This is a genomic window from Peribacillus sp. SIMBA_075 (assembly GCF_046534585.1).
On sequence record NZ_JAWRYN010000001.1, the window covers coordinates 199,692 to 213,555 of the forward strand.

The 13,864-nt window shown below is 42.3% G+C and carries 15 protein-coding genes; all 15 read left to right on the forward strand.

What is annotated here, in order from left to right:
• Positions 1–3 precede the first annotated feature (3 nt).
• The 15 genes from SB775_RS01015 to SB775_RS01085 all read left to right on the forward strand — a co-directional run bounded on the left by SB775_RS01015 (position 4) and on the right by SB775_RS01085 (position 13,855).
• Positions 4–1,008: an AAA family ATPase gene (locus SB775_RS01015; RefSeq protein WP_410860280.1), complete on the forward strand. Its 1,005-nt coding sequence runs from the start codon at positions 4–6 to the stop codon at positions 1,006–1,008.
• Between the two features lie 68 nt (positions 1,009–1,076).
• Positions 1,077–1,871: a DUF58 domain-containing protein gene (locus tag SB775_RS01020; RefSeq protein ID WP_286140816.1), complete on the forward strand. Its 795-nt coding sequence runs from the start codon at positions 1,077–1,079 to the stop codon at positions 1,869–1,871.
• A gap of 9 nt (positions 1,872–1,880) precedes the next feature.
• Positions 1,881–3,644 carry a vWA domain-containing protein gene (locus tag SB775_RS01025; protein ID WP_410860281.1) on the forward strand — a complete coding sequence of 588 codons (1,764 nt, stop codon included), beginning with the start codon at positions 1,881–1,883 and terminating at the stop codon, positions 3,642–3,644.
• Positions 3,634–6,402, forward strand: a complete 2,769-nt coding sequence (locus SB775_RS01030; protein ID WP_410860282.1) for a VWA domain-containing protein — start codon at positions 3,634–3,636, stop codon at positions 6,400–6,402. The genes SB775_RS01025 and SB775_RS01030 overlap by 11 nt, the downstream gene beginning before the upstream one ends.
• A 107-nt stretch (positions 6,403–6,509) precedes the next feature.
• Entirely contained in the window at positions 6,510–6,842 is a 333-nt protein-coding gene (locus SB775_RS01035; protein WP_061462382.1) for a putative DNA-binding protein, read from the forward strand.
• Positions 6,843–6,853: 11 nt separating this feature from the next.
• On the forward strand, positions 6,854–8,194 hold the full coding sequence (gene ffh / locus SB775_RS01040) for a signal recognition particle protein (protein WP_061462383.1): 1,341 nt from the start codon (positions 6,854–6,856) through the stop codon (positions 8,192–8,194).
• Between the two features lie 153 nt (positions 8,195–8,347).
• Positions 8,348–8,620 (forward strand): 30S ribosomal protein S16, encoded by a 273-nt coding sequence (gene rpsP / locus SB775_RS01045; protein ID WP_034313715.1) that lies wholly within the window; start codon positions 8,348–8,350, stop codon positions 8,618–8,620.
• Between the two features lie 13 nt (positions 8,621–8,633).
• Positions 8,634–8,864 carry a KH domain-containing protein gene (locus tag SB775_RS01050; protein WP_048684915.1) on the forward strand — a complete coding sequence of 77 codons (231 nt, stop codon included), beginning with the start codon at positions 8,634–8,636 and terminating at the stop codon, positions 8,862–8,864.
• A 223-nt stretch (positions 8,865–9,087) separates the two neighbouring features.
• Positions 9,088–9,474 carry a YlqD family protein gene (locus tag SB775_RS01055; RefSeq protein ID WP_061462384.1) on the forward strand — a complete coding sequence of 129 codons (387 nt, stop codon included), beginning with the start codon at positions 9,088–9,090 and terminating at the stop codon, positions 9,472–9,474.
• 10 nt (positions 9,475–9,484) lie between these two features.
• The gene (rimM, locus tag SB775_RS01060; RefSeq protein WP_061462385.1) at positions 9,485–10,003 is read left to right on the forward strand and encodes a ribosome maturation factor RimM; all 519 of its coding nucleotides are present in this window, start codon (positions 9,485–9,487) and stop codon (positions 10,001–10,003) included.
• The gene (trmD, locus tag SB775_RS01065) at positions 10,003–10,737 is read left to right on the forward strand and encodes a tRNA (guanosine(37)-N1)-methyltransferase TrmD (protein ID WP_061462386.1); all 735 of its coding nucleotides are present in this window, start codon (positions 10,003–10,005) and stop codon (positions 10,735–10,737) included. Before rimM ends, trmD begins: the two co-directional genes overlap by 1 nt.
• A 130-nt stretch (positions 10,738–10,867) precedes the next feature.
• Positions 10,868–11,215 carry a 50S ribosomal protein L19 gene (rplS, locus tag SB775_RS01070; protein WP_034313702.1) on the forward strand — a complete coding sequence of 116 codons (348 nt, stop codon included), beginning with the start codon at positions 10,868–10,870 and terminating at the stop codon, positions 11,213–11,215.
• Between the two features lie 215 nt (positions 11,216–11,430).
• On the forward strand, positions 11,431–11,991 hold the full coding sequence (gene lepB, locus SB775_RS01075; RefSeq protein WP_284471296.1) for a signal peptidase I: 561 nt from the start codon (positions 11,431–11,433) through the stop codon (positions 11,989–11,991).
• A gap of 17 nt (positions 11,992–12,008) precedes the next feature.
• The gene (gene ylqF / locus SB775_RS01080; RefSeq protein WP_089362451.1) at positions 12,009–12,881 is read left to right on the forward strand and encodes a ribosome biogenesis GTPase YlqF; all 873 of its coding nucleotides are present in this window, start codon (positions 12,009–12,011) and stop codon (positions 12,879–12,881) included.
• 188 nt (positions 12,882–13,069) lie between these two features.
• Positions 13,070–13,855, forward strand: coding sequence for a ribonuclease HII (locus tag SB775_RS01085; protein ID WP_410860283.1), 786 nt, complete (start codon positions 13,070–13,072; stop codon positions 13,853–13,855).
• Positions 13,856–13,864 lie beyond the last annotated feature (9 nt).

A 13,864-nucleotide genomic window follows, 5' to 3' on the forward strand; every position in this document is an offset into this window, starting at 1 on the left:
AATATGAACGAGAAAGAACAGCAATTTAATGATGCAGCAGTGCTGATTGATAAGGTTAAGCAGGAGATTTCCCGTTTCATCGTTGGACAGGAGGAAGTGACCGAGCAAGTTTTATGGAGTATTTTTGCCGGCGGCCATGTGCTGCTTGAAGGGCTACCAGGACTCGGAAAAACGATGCTTGTTCGGACTATATCAGAATGCATGGATTTAGCGTTTTCCAGGATTCAATTCACACCGGATCTAATGCCATCCGATATTACGGGAACGATGTTGTTACAACCTGATGGAGACGGGAAGCAGCAATTTATTTTCCATGAGGGGCCGCTATTTTCGCATATCGTCCTTGCCGATGAAATCAACCGGGCGACACCAAAGACCCAAAGCTCGCTACTTGAGGCAATGGGAGAGAAAACTGTGACCGTGATGGGCGAAACGAAACAGCTTGAACAGCCGTTCTTTGTGCTTGCGACCCAGAATCCGATTGATATGGAGGGAACATATCCACTTCCTGAAGCACAGATGGACCGGTTTATCTGCAAAATTCATGTCAGTTACCCGTCGAAGGAGGAATTGAAGCAGATTGTTCTTAGAACGACAGGCAAAGAAACCATTAGAATTGAAAAAGCAGCTTCAATTGAAGATGTCATATTTTTGCAGCAACTCGTAAAAGAGGTACTTGTCTCAGATGAAATTCTAGATTATGCGGTTTCCATTATTGCCAGTACTCATCCAAATACAGAGGAATCTCCAGAAATAGTCCAAAAGTATGTGCAATTTGGAAGTGGCCCCCGTGGACTGCAAAGCTTAATCAAAATGGCAAAGGCAAGAGCCCTGTTTGCAGGACGCTATCATGTTTCTGCCGGAGACTTAAAGCAAACGGCTTATCCTGTATTAAGGCATCGACTTTTACTCAACTTTGAAGCAGAAGCAAGCGGGGTGCTGGCCGATTCCATCATTGCTGAAGTCGTTGAATCGGCGTACAAATTAGGTAAAGGGCTGTCTGTGTGATGGGTTCTTATGCTTTTTTAGAAAAATTGCAGAAAAAAAGATTACTTGTGAAAACAAGGAAACGTGGGATGCATAAAGGTTCAAGGAAATCGAGTGCGTTTGGCTCCTCCCTTGAATTTTCCGATTTCCGGGCCTATCAACCAGGAGATGACGTGAGACAAATAGATTGGAATGTCTATGGACGAACACAAAAGCATTATATTAAACGGTTCCTCGATGAACAAGAGTTGTCGGTGGCTATATATTTGGATGTGACCTCGTCGATGCGTGTTCTCCCTGATAAATGGGAGCAGGCACGCCAGCTTGCAGCTTCTCTAAGCTTTGTCGTCCTTGCTGGTGAGGACCGGCTGGCCTTTATTCCAGTTGCGTCCAAGACCGCCCATCCGATTCGCCGAAAGGGAGCGGTTCACCGAAAAGGCGTTTTTCGGGAGATTGCTGGTTTAGAAGAAACCGAGAAAAGTGGTCATTTTTATAATCAGTTGGGCAAGGTAATGTTGAAGAATCATCAGCTGTCAATCATTATTTCTGACGGTCTTGAGCCTCTTGATCAAGTGGAGGCGACATTGAGGAAAATGCGTTCTGCAAAACAAGAAATCTGGTTCATTCAATTGTTGGGAAAAGAGGACCTAAATCCTGCCTTTAACGGAGACTTAAAACTGGTCGACAGCGAATTGGATACAGCAGTCAACGTTAGCATCCATCCTTCGCTCATTGGAAACTATCGGACACGTCTTACCGAACATAATCAAAAGCTTGAAGGGGTATGTCGGAGTTTTGGCTGCCATTATATTCTTATCAGTGCTCAAACTGATATACAGATGATTTTATTTCAAGATTTTCCACGCCATGGGCTAATGAATTGAGGTGAAGATATGCATATTTCTAATCCGCTCTTTTTTCTATTAATCATCTTTATCGCTGCCGTGATTTTGTTCTATTTTTTCCGGAAGCAATATGAAACGACAACGATTTCATCCAATTTATTATGGGAGCAGGTCCTGAATGAATGGCAAGCTTCCCCGTGGCTTCATAAATTGCAGTATAACCTTTTATTCTGGCTGCAGATTCTTGTGCTTCTTCTCCTCATGTTTTCGTTAGTCCGTCCCTTTTGGTTTCAAAAAGGAATTCCGGGCGATCATCTTATCCTTATAGTCGACACATCCGCTACAATGAGTGCAAAAGATGGGGAACATACCCTTTTTGAAAAGGCTAAACAAGAAGTGATGGAGACGCTTAAAGAGGTAGATAATCAAGAAGTGACTATCATAGAAGCTGGTCAAAAGCCCATCATCCGTGCTAATCATGAGACTAACCACGCTGTACTGAAAAAACAAACAGCAGCATTAGAGTTAACGTATGATCATGAAAATATTGATAAAGCACTGAAATTAGCGGACTCACTTTCCAACGGAAAAGAATCGGTCATCCATCTTTTTTCTGATAGGGTTGTTAAGGATGACCTTAGCGGGCTATCTGAAGATATAACGATTGATGTACATAATTTCAGTAGTCAAAATGACAATCTCTCACTACTTTCATTTGGCACGGCCAGCCGCAAGGGAGGCATTACTGGAGTGGCTGTCGTTGAAAATCAAACCAATAAGGATAAAACCCTCGAATTCCAAGTTACGAATGGAAAAGAAGTTCTTTTTACAAAAAAACTGTCTGTTAAAGCCACTAGTAAGAAAACCGTTGATATTCCAGTACTTAAAGAAAATCCTTATTACACGGCTTCAATCAATGTGAATGATAATTATTCCGCTGACAACAAAATGACGGCTATCCAATCGGCGATTTATGAAAAGGTGTATGCAGTAGGAAATGTGAATCCCTTTCTCATTAATGGACTTGAAACAATAGGGCTTGACGTCATCCAACTTGAAGATAAAGAAAAAGTTGGAAAGGATGGGGTTGTGATTGCCGAAGGGATGGAACTAGAAGAACTTGGTTCATATCCACTGCTTTTCGTGAACGAGGGTAGAACAGGAAAACAAAAATTAACAGAAAAGCTTTTAGGAACGGATGATCCATTGATGGAGTATGTTCAAACAGAGAAAATTTATATTGAAACAAAATCCCCTCCTATCAATAAACAATGGACAAATGTACTCGTAAGCGGCGACTCTCCACTCATTCAAAAAGGAACCTATCAGGGCCAGCCAATCATTACCCTGAACTTTTCAGTTGCTGATAGTGATTGGCCATTGCAGCCGGGTTTTCCAATCTTTTTATATAACTCGTTTCAATGGCTGACACAGCAAACAAATTTTCTGGGGTACTATCAGCCTGGTGAAGAAAAGTGGTTGAGCCTTGGGAAGGATACACAAAAACTAGCTATATTCTCGGAATATGGAAATGGTCTATATTCCGTAGACTTACAGAAAGAAGGGTTTAAGGCTCCAAGTAAGCCTGGTACATACAAAGCAGTATCAGGAGATCAGGTGTTTTACTTTTCCGTGTTGCTTGACGAACGTGAAAAAAGAATCGTCTCTGCTCCTTCATTCAGTATAAATACAAAATCGACCGATATGAAAGAGGTATCCGATAATAAACAGGATTATTTATGGTATTGGCTAGCATGTGCGGCCCTTCTACTGTTGATGTTCGAATGGGAGGTGTATCGTCGTGGGCGTTGAGTTTACCTATCCGCTGATTTTCTTATTACTCATTCCCTGTGCAGGACTTATTTATTTTTATCTCCTTAAATCCCGCAATCAGGCTAAGCAAAAGGAAACGACTGTGGTTGCGGTACTGCGGTCCTTGATCTTTTTACTCATCATCCTAGCTTTGACAGTTCCGCAAATATTACTGCCTCTCAAGGGATCTACGGTCGTTTTTTTAGTCGATCGTTCAGCAAGTGTCAAAGATTCGGAAGCTAAAACGCTTGCCTGGATTGAGAAAAGCACGGAGGAAATGGATAAAGATGATTCGTTTGCGGTGGCTGCATTTGGTGACAGTGCTGTTGCTGAGCAGGCGATAACGACAAAACATTCATCCATTACCCAATATAGTGGCAAAGTTGATGAAGATGCAAGCCGTTTAGAGTCTGGAATTCAGTTTGCCTCATCGCTTATTCCGAGTCACTCAAGCGGCAGGATTGTGCTTTTTTCGGATGGCAATGAAACTTCCGGCAATGCCGTGGAAGGGGCAAAATTACTAAAGAACAAAAACATCGAACTCGATGTGGTCCCTTTGATTGAGAAGGCTGGCGAGGACATTGCTCTTAGGAATTTAACGATACCTCCTTCCTTATATCAAGGAGAAAAAACGGAGCTATCTTTAGAAGTGGATAGTAATTCAGCAAAAAAAGCGACCGTTCGTATTTCACTGAACGATCAGGAAATTATCAAAAAAAACGTGGATGTAAAGGAAGGGTCTAATTTATACACATTTAACCATACAGCAGATGATACAGGCTTACAGGTATACAAAGCTGAAATTATTGCCGAAAAGGACACCTTTACGGAAAATAATCAGCTACAGGCGATAACAAAAGTAAAAGGGACGCCAAAAATTCTGATTGTCGAGGCAGAAGGGACCGGCCGGATTGAAAAAACTCTAAAAGGAAGCGGACTGATTGTTGAGACGACCGTACCAGAAAAGTTGCCGACTACATTATCTGGCTTTTTACAGTATCAATCGATTGTGTTTAACAATGTTTCTGCAACCTCTGTCACGGAAAATCAGATGAAATTAATCGAACAATCCGTTAAAGAATTCGGCAATGGGTTCGTGATGACTGGAGGAGAAAATAGTTTCGGACTTGGAGGGTATTTCAAGACTCCTATTGAGCATCTGCTACCAGTGGACATGGATATCAAAGGAAAAAAAGAAATGCCTTCGCTCGGATTAATGATTGTTCTCGACAGGTCAGGCAGTATGGTTGGCAACAAGCTTTCATTAGCAAAAGAAGCCGCGGCCCGGTCCATAGAGCTTCTACGTGAGAAAGATACCTTCGGGTTCATTGCCTTTGATGACCGCCCTTGGGAAATTATCGAAGCCGGTCCACTCACGGATAAGGAAGAAGCCATGGGGAAAATCCGTTCGCTTGCTCCAGGGGGTGGTACGGAAATCTACAGTTCTCTTGAGATGGCGTATAACAAGTTAATGGATGAAAAGTTACAGCGTAAGCATATTATTTTGTTGACGGACGGTCAGTCAAATACTTCTAGCGATTATGAAGCATTAATCGAAGACGGGAAGAAAAAGAACATAACGCTTTCAACGGTGTCCATTGGCAGCGATGCCGATAAGAACTTGCTCGAGGACTTGGCCGAATTCGGAACGGGGCGTTTTTACGATGTCACGGATGCCTCCGTAATTCCAAGCATTTTATCACGTGAAACGGTGATGGCAAGCCGTACATATATCGAGGACAATCCGTTTTATCCATCCATACAGGATACTCCTGAATGGAATAGCATGTTTAATGATGGAGTACCAAAGATGAATGCATATATTGCGACAACGGCGAAACAGCGTGCTTTCCTGCCGTTGGTCAGTGAAAAAGAAGATCCAGTCCTCGCTCAATGGCAATATGGAATGGGGACGACGGTGGCCTTCACCTCGGATCTAAGTGGCAAATGGTCTGGCGATTGGCCTGCTTGGGGTAAGTGGGGCTCTTTCCTCAATCAATTGGTCACAATCACACTTCCTAAATTCGAGAGTGAGCCATATACTCTTACACAGGAAAATAGTGGTGAAGGAACCGTGATTATGCTAGAATCGGCCTCACAAAACCACCTGCCTTTATCTGCAGATGTGGTTTCGGAAAATGGAGAAATAGTTGATGTGAATACAAAGCTCGTCGCTCCTGGGAAATATGAAATTATTTTCCCGAAGCAGTCTGGCATGTATTTTATCAGTGTAAAACAGGCAAACAATGAAGGCAGTACAAACCTGTATCAAACAGGTTTCACGGTGCCATATTCAGAAGAGTATCTGCAGCAAGGTCTAAACAAGTCGCTTATCAAGGAATTGTTGGCTGTTACGGGTGGCCAGGAGTTGAAAACTGAGGCTCAGGCATTCCGTGATTTACAGACCACAGCCAGACAAAAGCAAAGCATTAGCCATTGGCTTCTCTTAGCGGCGTTCCTACTTTTATTTGTAGAAATTACAATCCGTCGTTTTGGCTTGCATAGAGTTACGCGCCTATTCGCAGGAATTCTTAAAAAGACAGGAAGTAAATCATTAAAACCGGCTGAAACAGTTAAGAAACTGAAAACTGTGCAAGAAGCGACACATAAAACAAACCTGAAATCAGAGTCTAATAATCAATCTGTTAGACCAGAAACAGAACGCAGGAAACAGAACCAACCTGAAAAGAAATTATCCGAATCAGAGCGAGAGAACCAGATGAAACGCCTTCTAGAAGCAAGAAAACGAAAAAAATAATGCTTTGCAAACAAGTGGTAAGGAGTTTGACTTGACATCAAATAAACAAGGCTTTACAATATAAACTTGTAAAGGGTTTTCACTTAACAGCAGGGAGGCTTGCTAAGATGCTTGAAAAGACAACGCGGATTAATTATTTGTATGACTTTTACCAATCGTTGTTAACAGAGAAGCAGCAGAGCTACATGTCCCTCTACTATCTGGATGATTACTCTCTTGGCGAGATTGCCGATGAATACGAAGTAAGTAGGCAGGCAGTCTATGATAATATAAAAAGAACAGAAGCGATGCTTGAGGAATATGAAGCGAAGCTATTGTTATTTCAAAAATTTCAAGAGCGTAACCAGTGGATTGCGAATATGAAGGGACTCATAGAAAAGGATTCCTTTTCAAAAGAGAAGCTGCTAGACGCAATCACAACGCTTGAGAAGTTGGATTAGGAGGCGGCAATATGGCATTTGAAGGATTGGCCGACCGACTGCAGAGCACGATGCAAAAGATCCGTGGAAAAGGTAAGGTCAACGAAGCGGACGTTAAAGAAATGATGCGTGAAGTTCGATTGGCCCTGCTTGAAGCGGATGTTAACTTTAAAGTCGTGAAGGATTTTGTAAAACGTGTTAGTGAACGTTCGGTAGGTCAGGAAGTGCTTAAAAGCTTAACCCCCGGTCAACAGGTAATTAAAGTAGTTAAGGAAGAATTGACGGAGCTGATGGGCGGCGAACAAAGCAAGATTGCCGTTGCCTCGAAACCACCGACCGTCATTATGATGGTAGGGCTTCAAGGTGCTGGTAAAACGACGACCACCGGAAAGCTTGCCAATCTTCTTAGAAAAAAATACAACCGCAAGCCATTGCTCGTTGCGGCTGATATTTACCGTCCGGCGGCGATTAAGCAGCTTGAAACACTTGGCAAACAATTAAGCATGCCTGTTTTCTCCCTTGGGGACCAGGTCAGCCCTGTTGAAATTGCCAAACAGGCGATTGAAAAGGCTAAGGAAGAACATCATGATTATGTGTTGATTGATACCGCAGGCCGCCTTCATGTTGATGAAAACTTGATGGGTGAACTGAAGGATATCAAAGAATTGACAAAACCCGATGAAATCTTCCTGGTTGTCGATGCGATGACAGGTCAGGATGCGGTCAATGTGGCCCAAAGCTTTAATGAACAGTTAGGCCTGACTGGAGTCGTACTTACGAAACTTGATGGGGATACACGTGGTGGTGCGGCACTTTCGATTCGTTCAGTCACCAACACGCCGATAAAATTCGTCGGTATGGGAGAAAAATTGGATGCACTTGAAGCATTCCATCCAGAACGGATGGCGTCAAGGATCCTCGGCATGGGTGATGTATTGACCCTTATCGAAAAAGCACAGGCCAATGTAGATGAAGAAAAAGCGAAAGAATTAGAGAAAAAGATGCGTACAGCCACTTTTACCTTTGATGATTTCCTTGATCAGCTTGGTCAGGTGCGGAATATGGGTCCGCTTGATGATATTCTGAAAATGATTCCTGGTGCGAACAAAATGAAAGGGATGGATAACCTTCAGATCGATGAGAAACAGATCGGTCATGTCGAAGCTATCATCCGTTCAATGACGACGCAGGAAAAGGAACATCCAGAAACCATGAATGCATCCCGTAAGAAACGGATTGCCAAAGGAAGCGGCAGATCGATTCAAGAAGTGAACCGCCTATTGAAGCAATTCGAAGAAATGAAAAAGATGATGAAACAGGTTACGAACATGCAAAAAGGGAAGAAAAAGGGATTCAAATTCCCGTTCATGTAAGGTTTATTTTAGGTTGAAACTAAGGAGAAATACGGGTTAAAGCCATGTGTTTCAACACTTTTTTCACCTGTTAAGAAAAAAACCTTTACAAACATACAAGACATTTGATATTATACTATCTTGTGTGAAACTATTCGGAGGTGCTTATTTAAAATGGCAGTAAAAATTCGCTTAAAACGTATGGGAGCTAAAAAATCTCCTTTCTATCGTATTGTAGTTGCAGATTCTCGTTCACCACGTGACGGACGTTACATTGAAGTGGTAGGAACTTATAACCCGGTGACTCAACCAGCTAAAGTTGAAATCAACGAAGAGCTTGCTCTTAAATGGTTACAAGATGGAGCTAAACCATCTGATACAGTTCGTAACTTATTCTCAACACAAGGCATCATGGAAAAATTCCATGTTGCAAAAAACAGCAAGTAATCGACGTTAGTTGATGAAAGCACTAATTGAAACGATTGTTTCAGCACTTGTGGATTATCCGGAAGAGGTCATCGTGACCTCCAAGGAAGAGTCCGACCGGATTGTTTATATCCTCTCCGTTCATAAAGAGGACATGGGCAAGGTCATCGGTAAACAAGGGCGTGTTGCTAAGGCGATTCGGACTGTGGTATATGCAGCAGGATCTTCACAGCAGAAGAAAATCTATTTGGAGATTTCCGAATAAGGAGGGCTAATACCCCTCCTTTTTTTGTACTTCAAGAAAGTGAAATTCCGACTTTGATCCTATTTGGATCTGACCCGGAGTTTAAACTTTACGCCTTTTTAAGACGCATCTTTTATCGATTTACGTTATACTTAAGAGAATGACCCCCTTTTTCAAAAAGATTACCCTATCATACATATTTTTTGAAGGAAATAAGAAATCATAGATAATAGGAGGTGCTGGAATGAAAATTCTCCAAAATGTAATCGTTAACCAAGTATTAACGGAATCCAGCAAGAATCAGCTCCTCGAGAAGTACAAGTCAAAACGCCTTCAGCTTCAAAAAGAGAGTGAACAGCTTCGCTTTGAACTGAAAAAGCTTGAAAAAACAAGAAATCTCCAGCCTGCTAGTCTCCGTGCTCATTTCGAAAAAGAAATAAACCAGAGGCAAGAAAAAATTAAACTGCTTGAATTTCAAATGGAGCAGTTGGAGATCCTTCCCACCGGAAGCGAATTGAAGGAACGGGAAGTTCAAAGTATCATTGATGTGGAAATTGGGGCAGATTGGGACGATATTATGGCAACGAAGACTATTGTCATTAAAGATGGAATCGTCTCGGAAATTCGTTAGAGGTGAAAGAATGGAAAAATGGTTTAATGTAGGTAAAATTGTCAACACACATGGTCTTTTAGGAGAAGTGCGTGTCATTTCTTCAACAGACTTTCCGGAAAAACGATTCAAAGTGGGAAATACACTGCATTTGTTTAGGGACACTGATAAAAAGCCTTTGCCGCTTATCATCAGGTCACATCGTACCCATAAAAACTTTAACCTATTGACGTTCGAGAACTATTATAACGTCGGACAGGTCGAGGCTTTTAGAAACGGGGTACTAAAAGTGAAGGAAGCGCAGCTTGGTAAATTGGACGAAGGTGAGTTCTACTTCCATGAAATCATCGGCTGTTCTGTATTTACGGATGAAGGTTTGGAAGTTGGGGAAATCATTGAGGTTCTTACGCCTGGTGCCAATGATGTTTGGGTCATTAAGAAAGCTGGCAGTAAGGATATTCTGATCCCGTATATTGAACAAATTGTAAAAGAAGTAGATATTTCCGCTAAAAAGGTCATCATTACACCGATGGAAGGACTTTTAGACTGATGAAAATCGATGTGCTTTCGCTTTTTCCAGAAATGTTCGAAGGGGTATTTGGCTCGTCCATCTTAAAAAAGGCTGCGGAAAAGCAGGCTGTCAGCTATAAGGTGACCAATTTTCGAGACTATGCAGATAATAAGCACTCGACGGTAGACGATTATCCGTATGGGGGAGGTGCCGGAATGGTATTGAAGGCACAACCGATTTTTGATGCTGTAGAAGCTCTAAAAGGCCAAGCTGAGCTAACCCCAAGGGTAGTCCTGCTTTGTCCTCAGGGAGAGCGTTACACGCAGAAAAAAGCTGAAGAGTATGCAAATGAAGAACATCTCATTTTCATATGCGGACATTATGAAGGATACGATGAGCGCATCCGGGAGCATGTCGTCACGGATGAAATATCGATTGGTGACTTTGTTCTTACAGGCGGGGAATTGGGCGCAATGGTCATTATTGACAGCGTAGTTCGCTTGCTTCCCGGCGTTCTAGGAAATGTTGACTCCCCGATTCTTGATTCCTATTCTTCTGGTTTGTTAGAGCATCCCCATTATACTAGACCTGCAGATTTTCGGGGGATGAAAGTTCCCGATCCGCTAATATCCGGAAATCATAAAAAAATCGATGAATGGCGGATGAAGGAATCTCTGCGCAGAACGTGGATGCGGCGTCCTGATTTGCTCGATAGTTATGAACTATCGGAACTTGAAAAAAAATTATTGTCCGAGATTAAAAAAGAAGACTGATGCCTATTGCATCGACGTTTATAGTATGATAGGATATACCTTGTGACTTGGGCAAAATGCTCAGTCTTATAACGATGTTCCGCTGCAAACAATAAGTATTTGCAAGAGCGTCCAGGAGGAGTTGAAATCGATGCAAAATCTTATTAACGAAATCACAAAAGAACAACTTCGCTCAGATCTTCCATCATTCAGACCTGGTGACACAGTACGTGTACACGTAAAGGTTATTGAAGGAACTCGCGAACGTATCCAGTTGTTTGAAGGCGTTGTAATCAAACGTCGTGGCGGCGGAGTTAGTGAAACTTTCACAGTGCGTAAGATCTCTTACGGCGTTGGAGTAGAACGTGCTTTCCCTGTTCACACACCAAAAATTGCGAAACTAGAAGTTATCCGTCACGGTAAAGTACGTCGTGCGAAACTTTATTACCTACGCGAACTTCGTGGTAAAAAAGCACGTATTAAAGAAATTCGTCGTTAATTCTTCGAATATCTTCATGCGGGTTTACCATGATCCACATAAGGTGAATAACCAAACAGTATCAAAAAGGGAGCTTGTTTTTCAGGCTCCCTTTTTGCACTGCAAGAAACCATTAATGTACATATACGGTGAAAACTATATAGAATCCCGCTCGCTATAGCGTCCGCAACATGTTAAAATAATTGTTGATATGCTTTCTAAAAGGGTGGGTAAGGATGGCGAAAAAGAAAAATGAATTGTGGGAATGGACAAAGGCGGTCATAATCGCGGTTATAGCTGCGACACTGATTCGTTATTTCCTCCTGGCTCCAATTGTTGTGGACGGTAATTCCATGATGCCGACATTAAAGAATACGGACCGCATGCTCGTTAATAAAATCTCCTATTCGATTGGTGAACCGAAAAGATTCGACATTATCGTTTTTGAAGCTCCAGAAGGCAAAGATTACATAAAGCGGGTCATCGGATTGCCAGGGGAAAAAGTGGAATATAAAGATGATACCCTGTACGTGAATGGAAAAGCTTATGATGAGCCATACTTGGATGAATATAAAAAACAATTGATAGATGGCGGGGCTTTGACGGAACCTTTTACATTAAGTGATGTCATAGAACAAGGAACGGTGCCTGAAGACCATCTATTTGTCTTAGGGGATAATCGTCGTGTTAGTAAGGATAGCCGCTATATTAGCGTTGGCGTCGTTCCTTACGATAAAGTGTTAGGAAAAACTAAATTAGTTTATTGGCCGATTGAAGACTTTCGATTGGCGGAATAGTAGGAAGGTGGATTCCATTGACAATACAGTGGTTCCCTGGCCATATGGCCAAAGCAAGACGGGAAGTAACAGAGAAATTAAAACTGATCGACATCATCTTTGAACTTGTGGATGCCCGGATTCCGGCATCTTCACGAAATCCGATGATCGATGAAATCATACAGCATAAACCGAGGGTTATCCTTTTGAATAAAGCTGATATGGCCGATCCGGTGAAAACGAATATGTGGCTTGAATATTATAAATCACAGGGGAAAACGGCGATTGCCATTAACTCGCAGGCAGGAAACGGTTTAAACCAGATTACAGCTGCTTCTAAAAAACTTTTAAAAGATAAGTATGACAGGATGGAATCAAGAGGAATAAAGCCAAGAGCCATCCGCGCCATGATAGTCGGGATTCCGAATGTAGGGAAATCAACTTTAATCAATCGACTTGCCAAAAAGAACATTGCCAAAACAGGGAATACACCTGGTGTCACGAAGGCGCAGCAATGGATAAAAGTTGGTAAGGAATTGGAACTGTTGGACACGCCGGGGATCCTCTGGCCTAAATTCGAGGATCAGGAAGTGGGCTTGAAGCTTGCATTGACGGGAGCGATCAAGGATACGATCTTAAACTTGCACGAGGTCTCTTTATACGGTCTGCGCTTTTTGGAAAAGGAATATCCGGATAGATTGAAATCCCGTTATAACCTGGATGCAATTCCTCAGGAAACGCTTGAACTATTCGATGCCGTCGGAAAGTTCAGGGGCTGTTTAGCATCTGGTGGCTTCATTGATTATGACAAAACCGCAGAGTTGGTCGTACGTGAAATCCGTTCAGAAAAGATGGGCCCTCTTACGTTTGAGGTCCCTAAGGATTATGAAGAGGATAATATCCCCGAATAACATTAAGTAGAGATTGCAAGACACTGACCTGATTTTTGAAGAAGGTCGGTGAAAAGGGTTGATACGGAGCTGGAGTTGGATGTCGAAAAGGTTTTTAACTTTTGATGTCTCTTTTCCGCTCCGTATTTTTGTTTGAACTGTAGAAAAGGAGCAAGACTGCCGATAATTAATATGATGGGTGATAAATGATGAAAACTGCAATGAGCATTAAGGAAATCTCCTCAAAGTTAAAGACTATAAGAGAGCCAGATGATTTATTTTTACAAGAATGCCGGGAAGACAGCCGAAAGGGAGTAACTGACTTAGTGAGCAAATGGCAAAGAGCCTATGAAAAAGAGCGACAGGTAAAGGATGCTTTCACGGAAATGACGGAGTTTGAACGGCAATTGCGCAAACAAGGGTTTTCCATTCTTGCAGGTATCGATGAAGTAGGAAGAGGGCCGTTGGCAGGACCAGTTGTGACAAGTGCTGTCATCTTGCCGGAATCTTTTTATTTGCCAGGACTGAATGATTCTAAAAAGATTCCAGAGTCAAAAAGGGAACTGTTTTATGAGATGATTTTTAAGGAAGCACTTTCCATAGGAGTGGGTGTTGTACATAGCGAAGTAATTGATGAAATCAATATATATCAAGCTACGAAAAAGGCAATGGTGGCCGCAGTGAACGATCTGTCGGAACTTCCTGATCATTTGTTGATTGATGCGATGGAACTGGATGTGCCGATTCCGCAGCTTTCACTCATAAAGGGGGATGCAAGAAGCATTACCATCTCTGCGGCATCCATTATAGCGAAAGTGACTCGTGACAGGATGATGAAGGAATATGGTGAAGAATATCCGGAATATGGTTTCGGAAAGCACATGGGATATGGGACAAGCCAACATTTAGAAGCGCTCGAGAAGCACGGGCTTACACCTTGGCATAGAAGAAGTTTTGCACCAGTTAAGGAAATCGCTGCACGTACGAAGGACTAGGGAGGATGA

Bases quoted from the DNA above. Each gene is read 5' to 3' on its own strand.
- rplS (WP_034313702.1), top strand. From the start codon at position 10,868: ATGCAAAATCTTATTAACGAAATCACAAAAGAACAACTTCGCTCAGAT.
- ffh (WP_061462383.1), top strand. From the start codon at position 6,854: ATGGCATTTGAAGGATTGGCCGACCGACTGCAGAGCACGATGCAAAAG.
- SB775_RS01025 (WP_410860281.1), top strand. From the start codon at position 1,881: ATGCATATTTCTAATCCGCTCTTTTTTCTATTAATCATCTTTATCGCT.
- trmD (WP_061462386.1), top strand. From the start codon at position 10,003: ATGAAAATCGATGTGCTTTCGCTTTTTCCAGAAATGTTCGAAGGGGTA.
- SB775_RS01055 (WP_061462384.1), top strand. From the start codon at position 9,088: ATGAAAATTCTCCAAAATGTAATCGTTAACCAAGTATTAACGGAATCC.
- SB775_RS01085 (WP_410860283.1), top strand. From the start codon at position 13,070: ATGAAAACTGCAATGAGCATTAAGGAAATCTCCTCAAAGTTAAAGACT.
- SB775_RS01015 (WP_410860280.1), top strand. From the start codon at position 4: ATGAACGAGAAAGAACAGCAATTTAATGATGCAGCAGTGCTGATTGAT.
- SB775_RS01020 (WP_286140816.1), top strand. From the start codon at position 1,077: ATGCATAAAGGTTCAAGGAAATCGAGTGCGTTTGGCTCCTCCCTTGAA.
- SB775_RS01035 (WP_061462382.1), top strand. From the start codon at position 6,510: ATGCTTGAAAAGACAACGCGGATTAATTATTTGTATGACTTTTACCAA.
- rimM (WP_061462385.1), top strand. From the start codon at position 9,485: ATGGAAAAATGGTTTAATGTAGGTAAAATTGTCAACACACATGGTCTT.
- rpsP (WP_034313715.1), top strand. From the start codon at position 8,348: ATGGCAGTAAAAATTCGCTTAAAACGTATGGGAGCTAAAAAATCTCCT.
- lepB (WP_284471296.1), top strand. From the start codon at position 11,431: ATGGCGAAAAAGAAAAATGAATTGTGGGAATGGACAAAGGCGGTCATA.
- SB775_RS01050 (WP_048684915.1), top strand. From the start codon at position 8,634: ATGAAAGCACTAATTGAAACGATTGTTTCAGCACTTGTGGATTATCCG.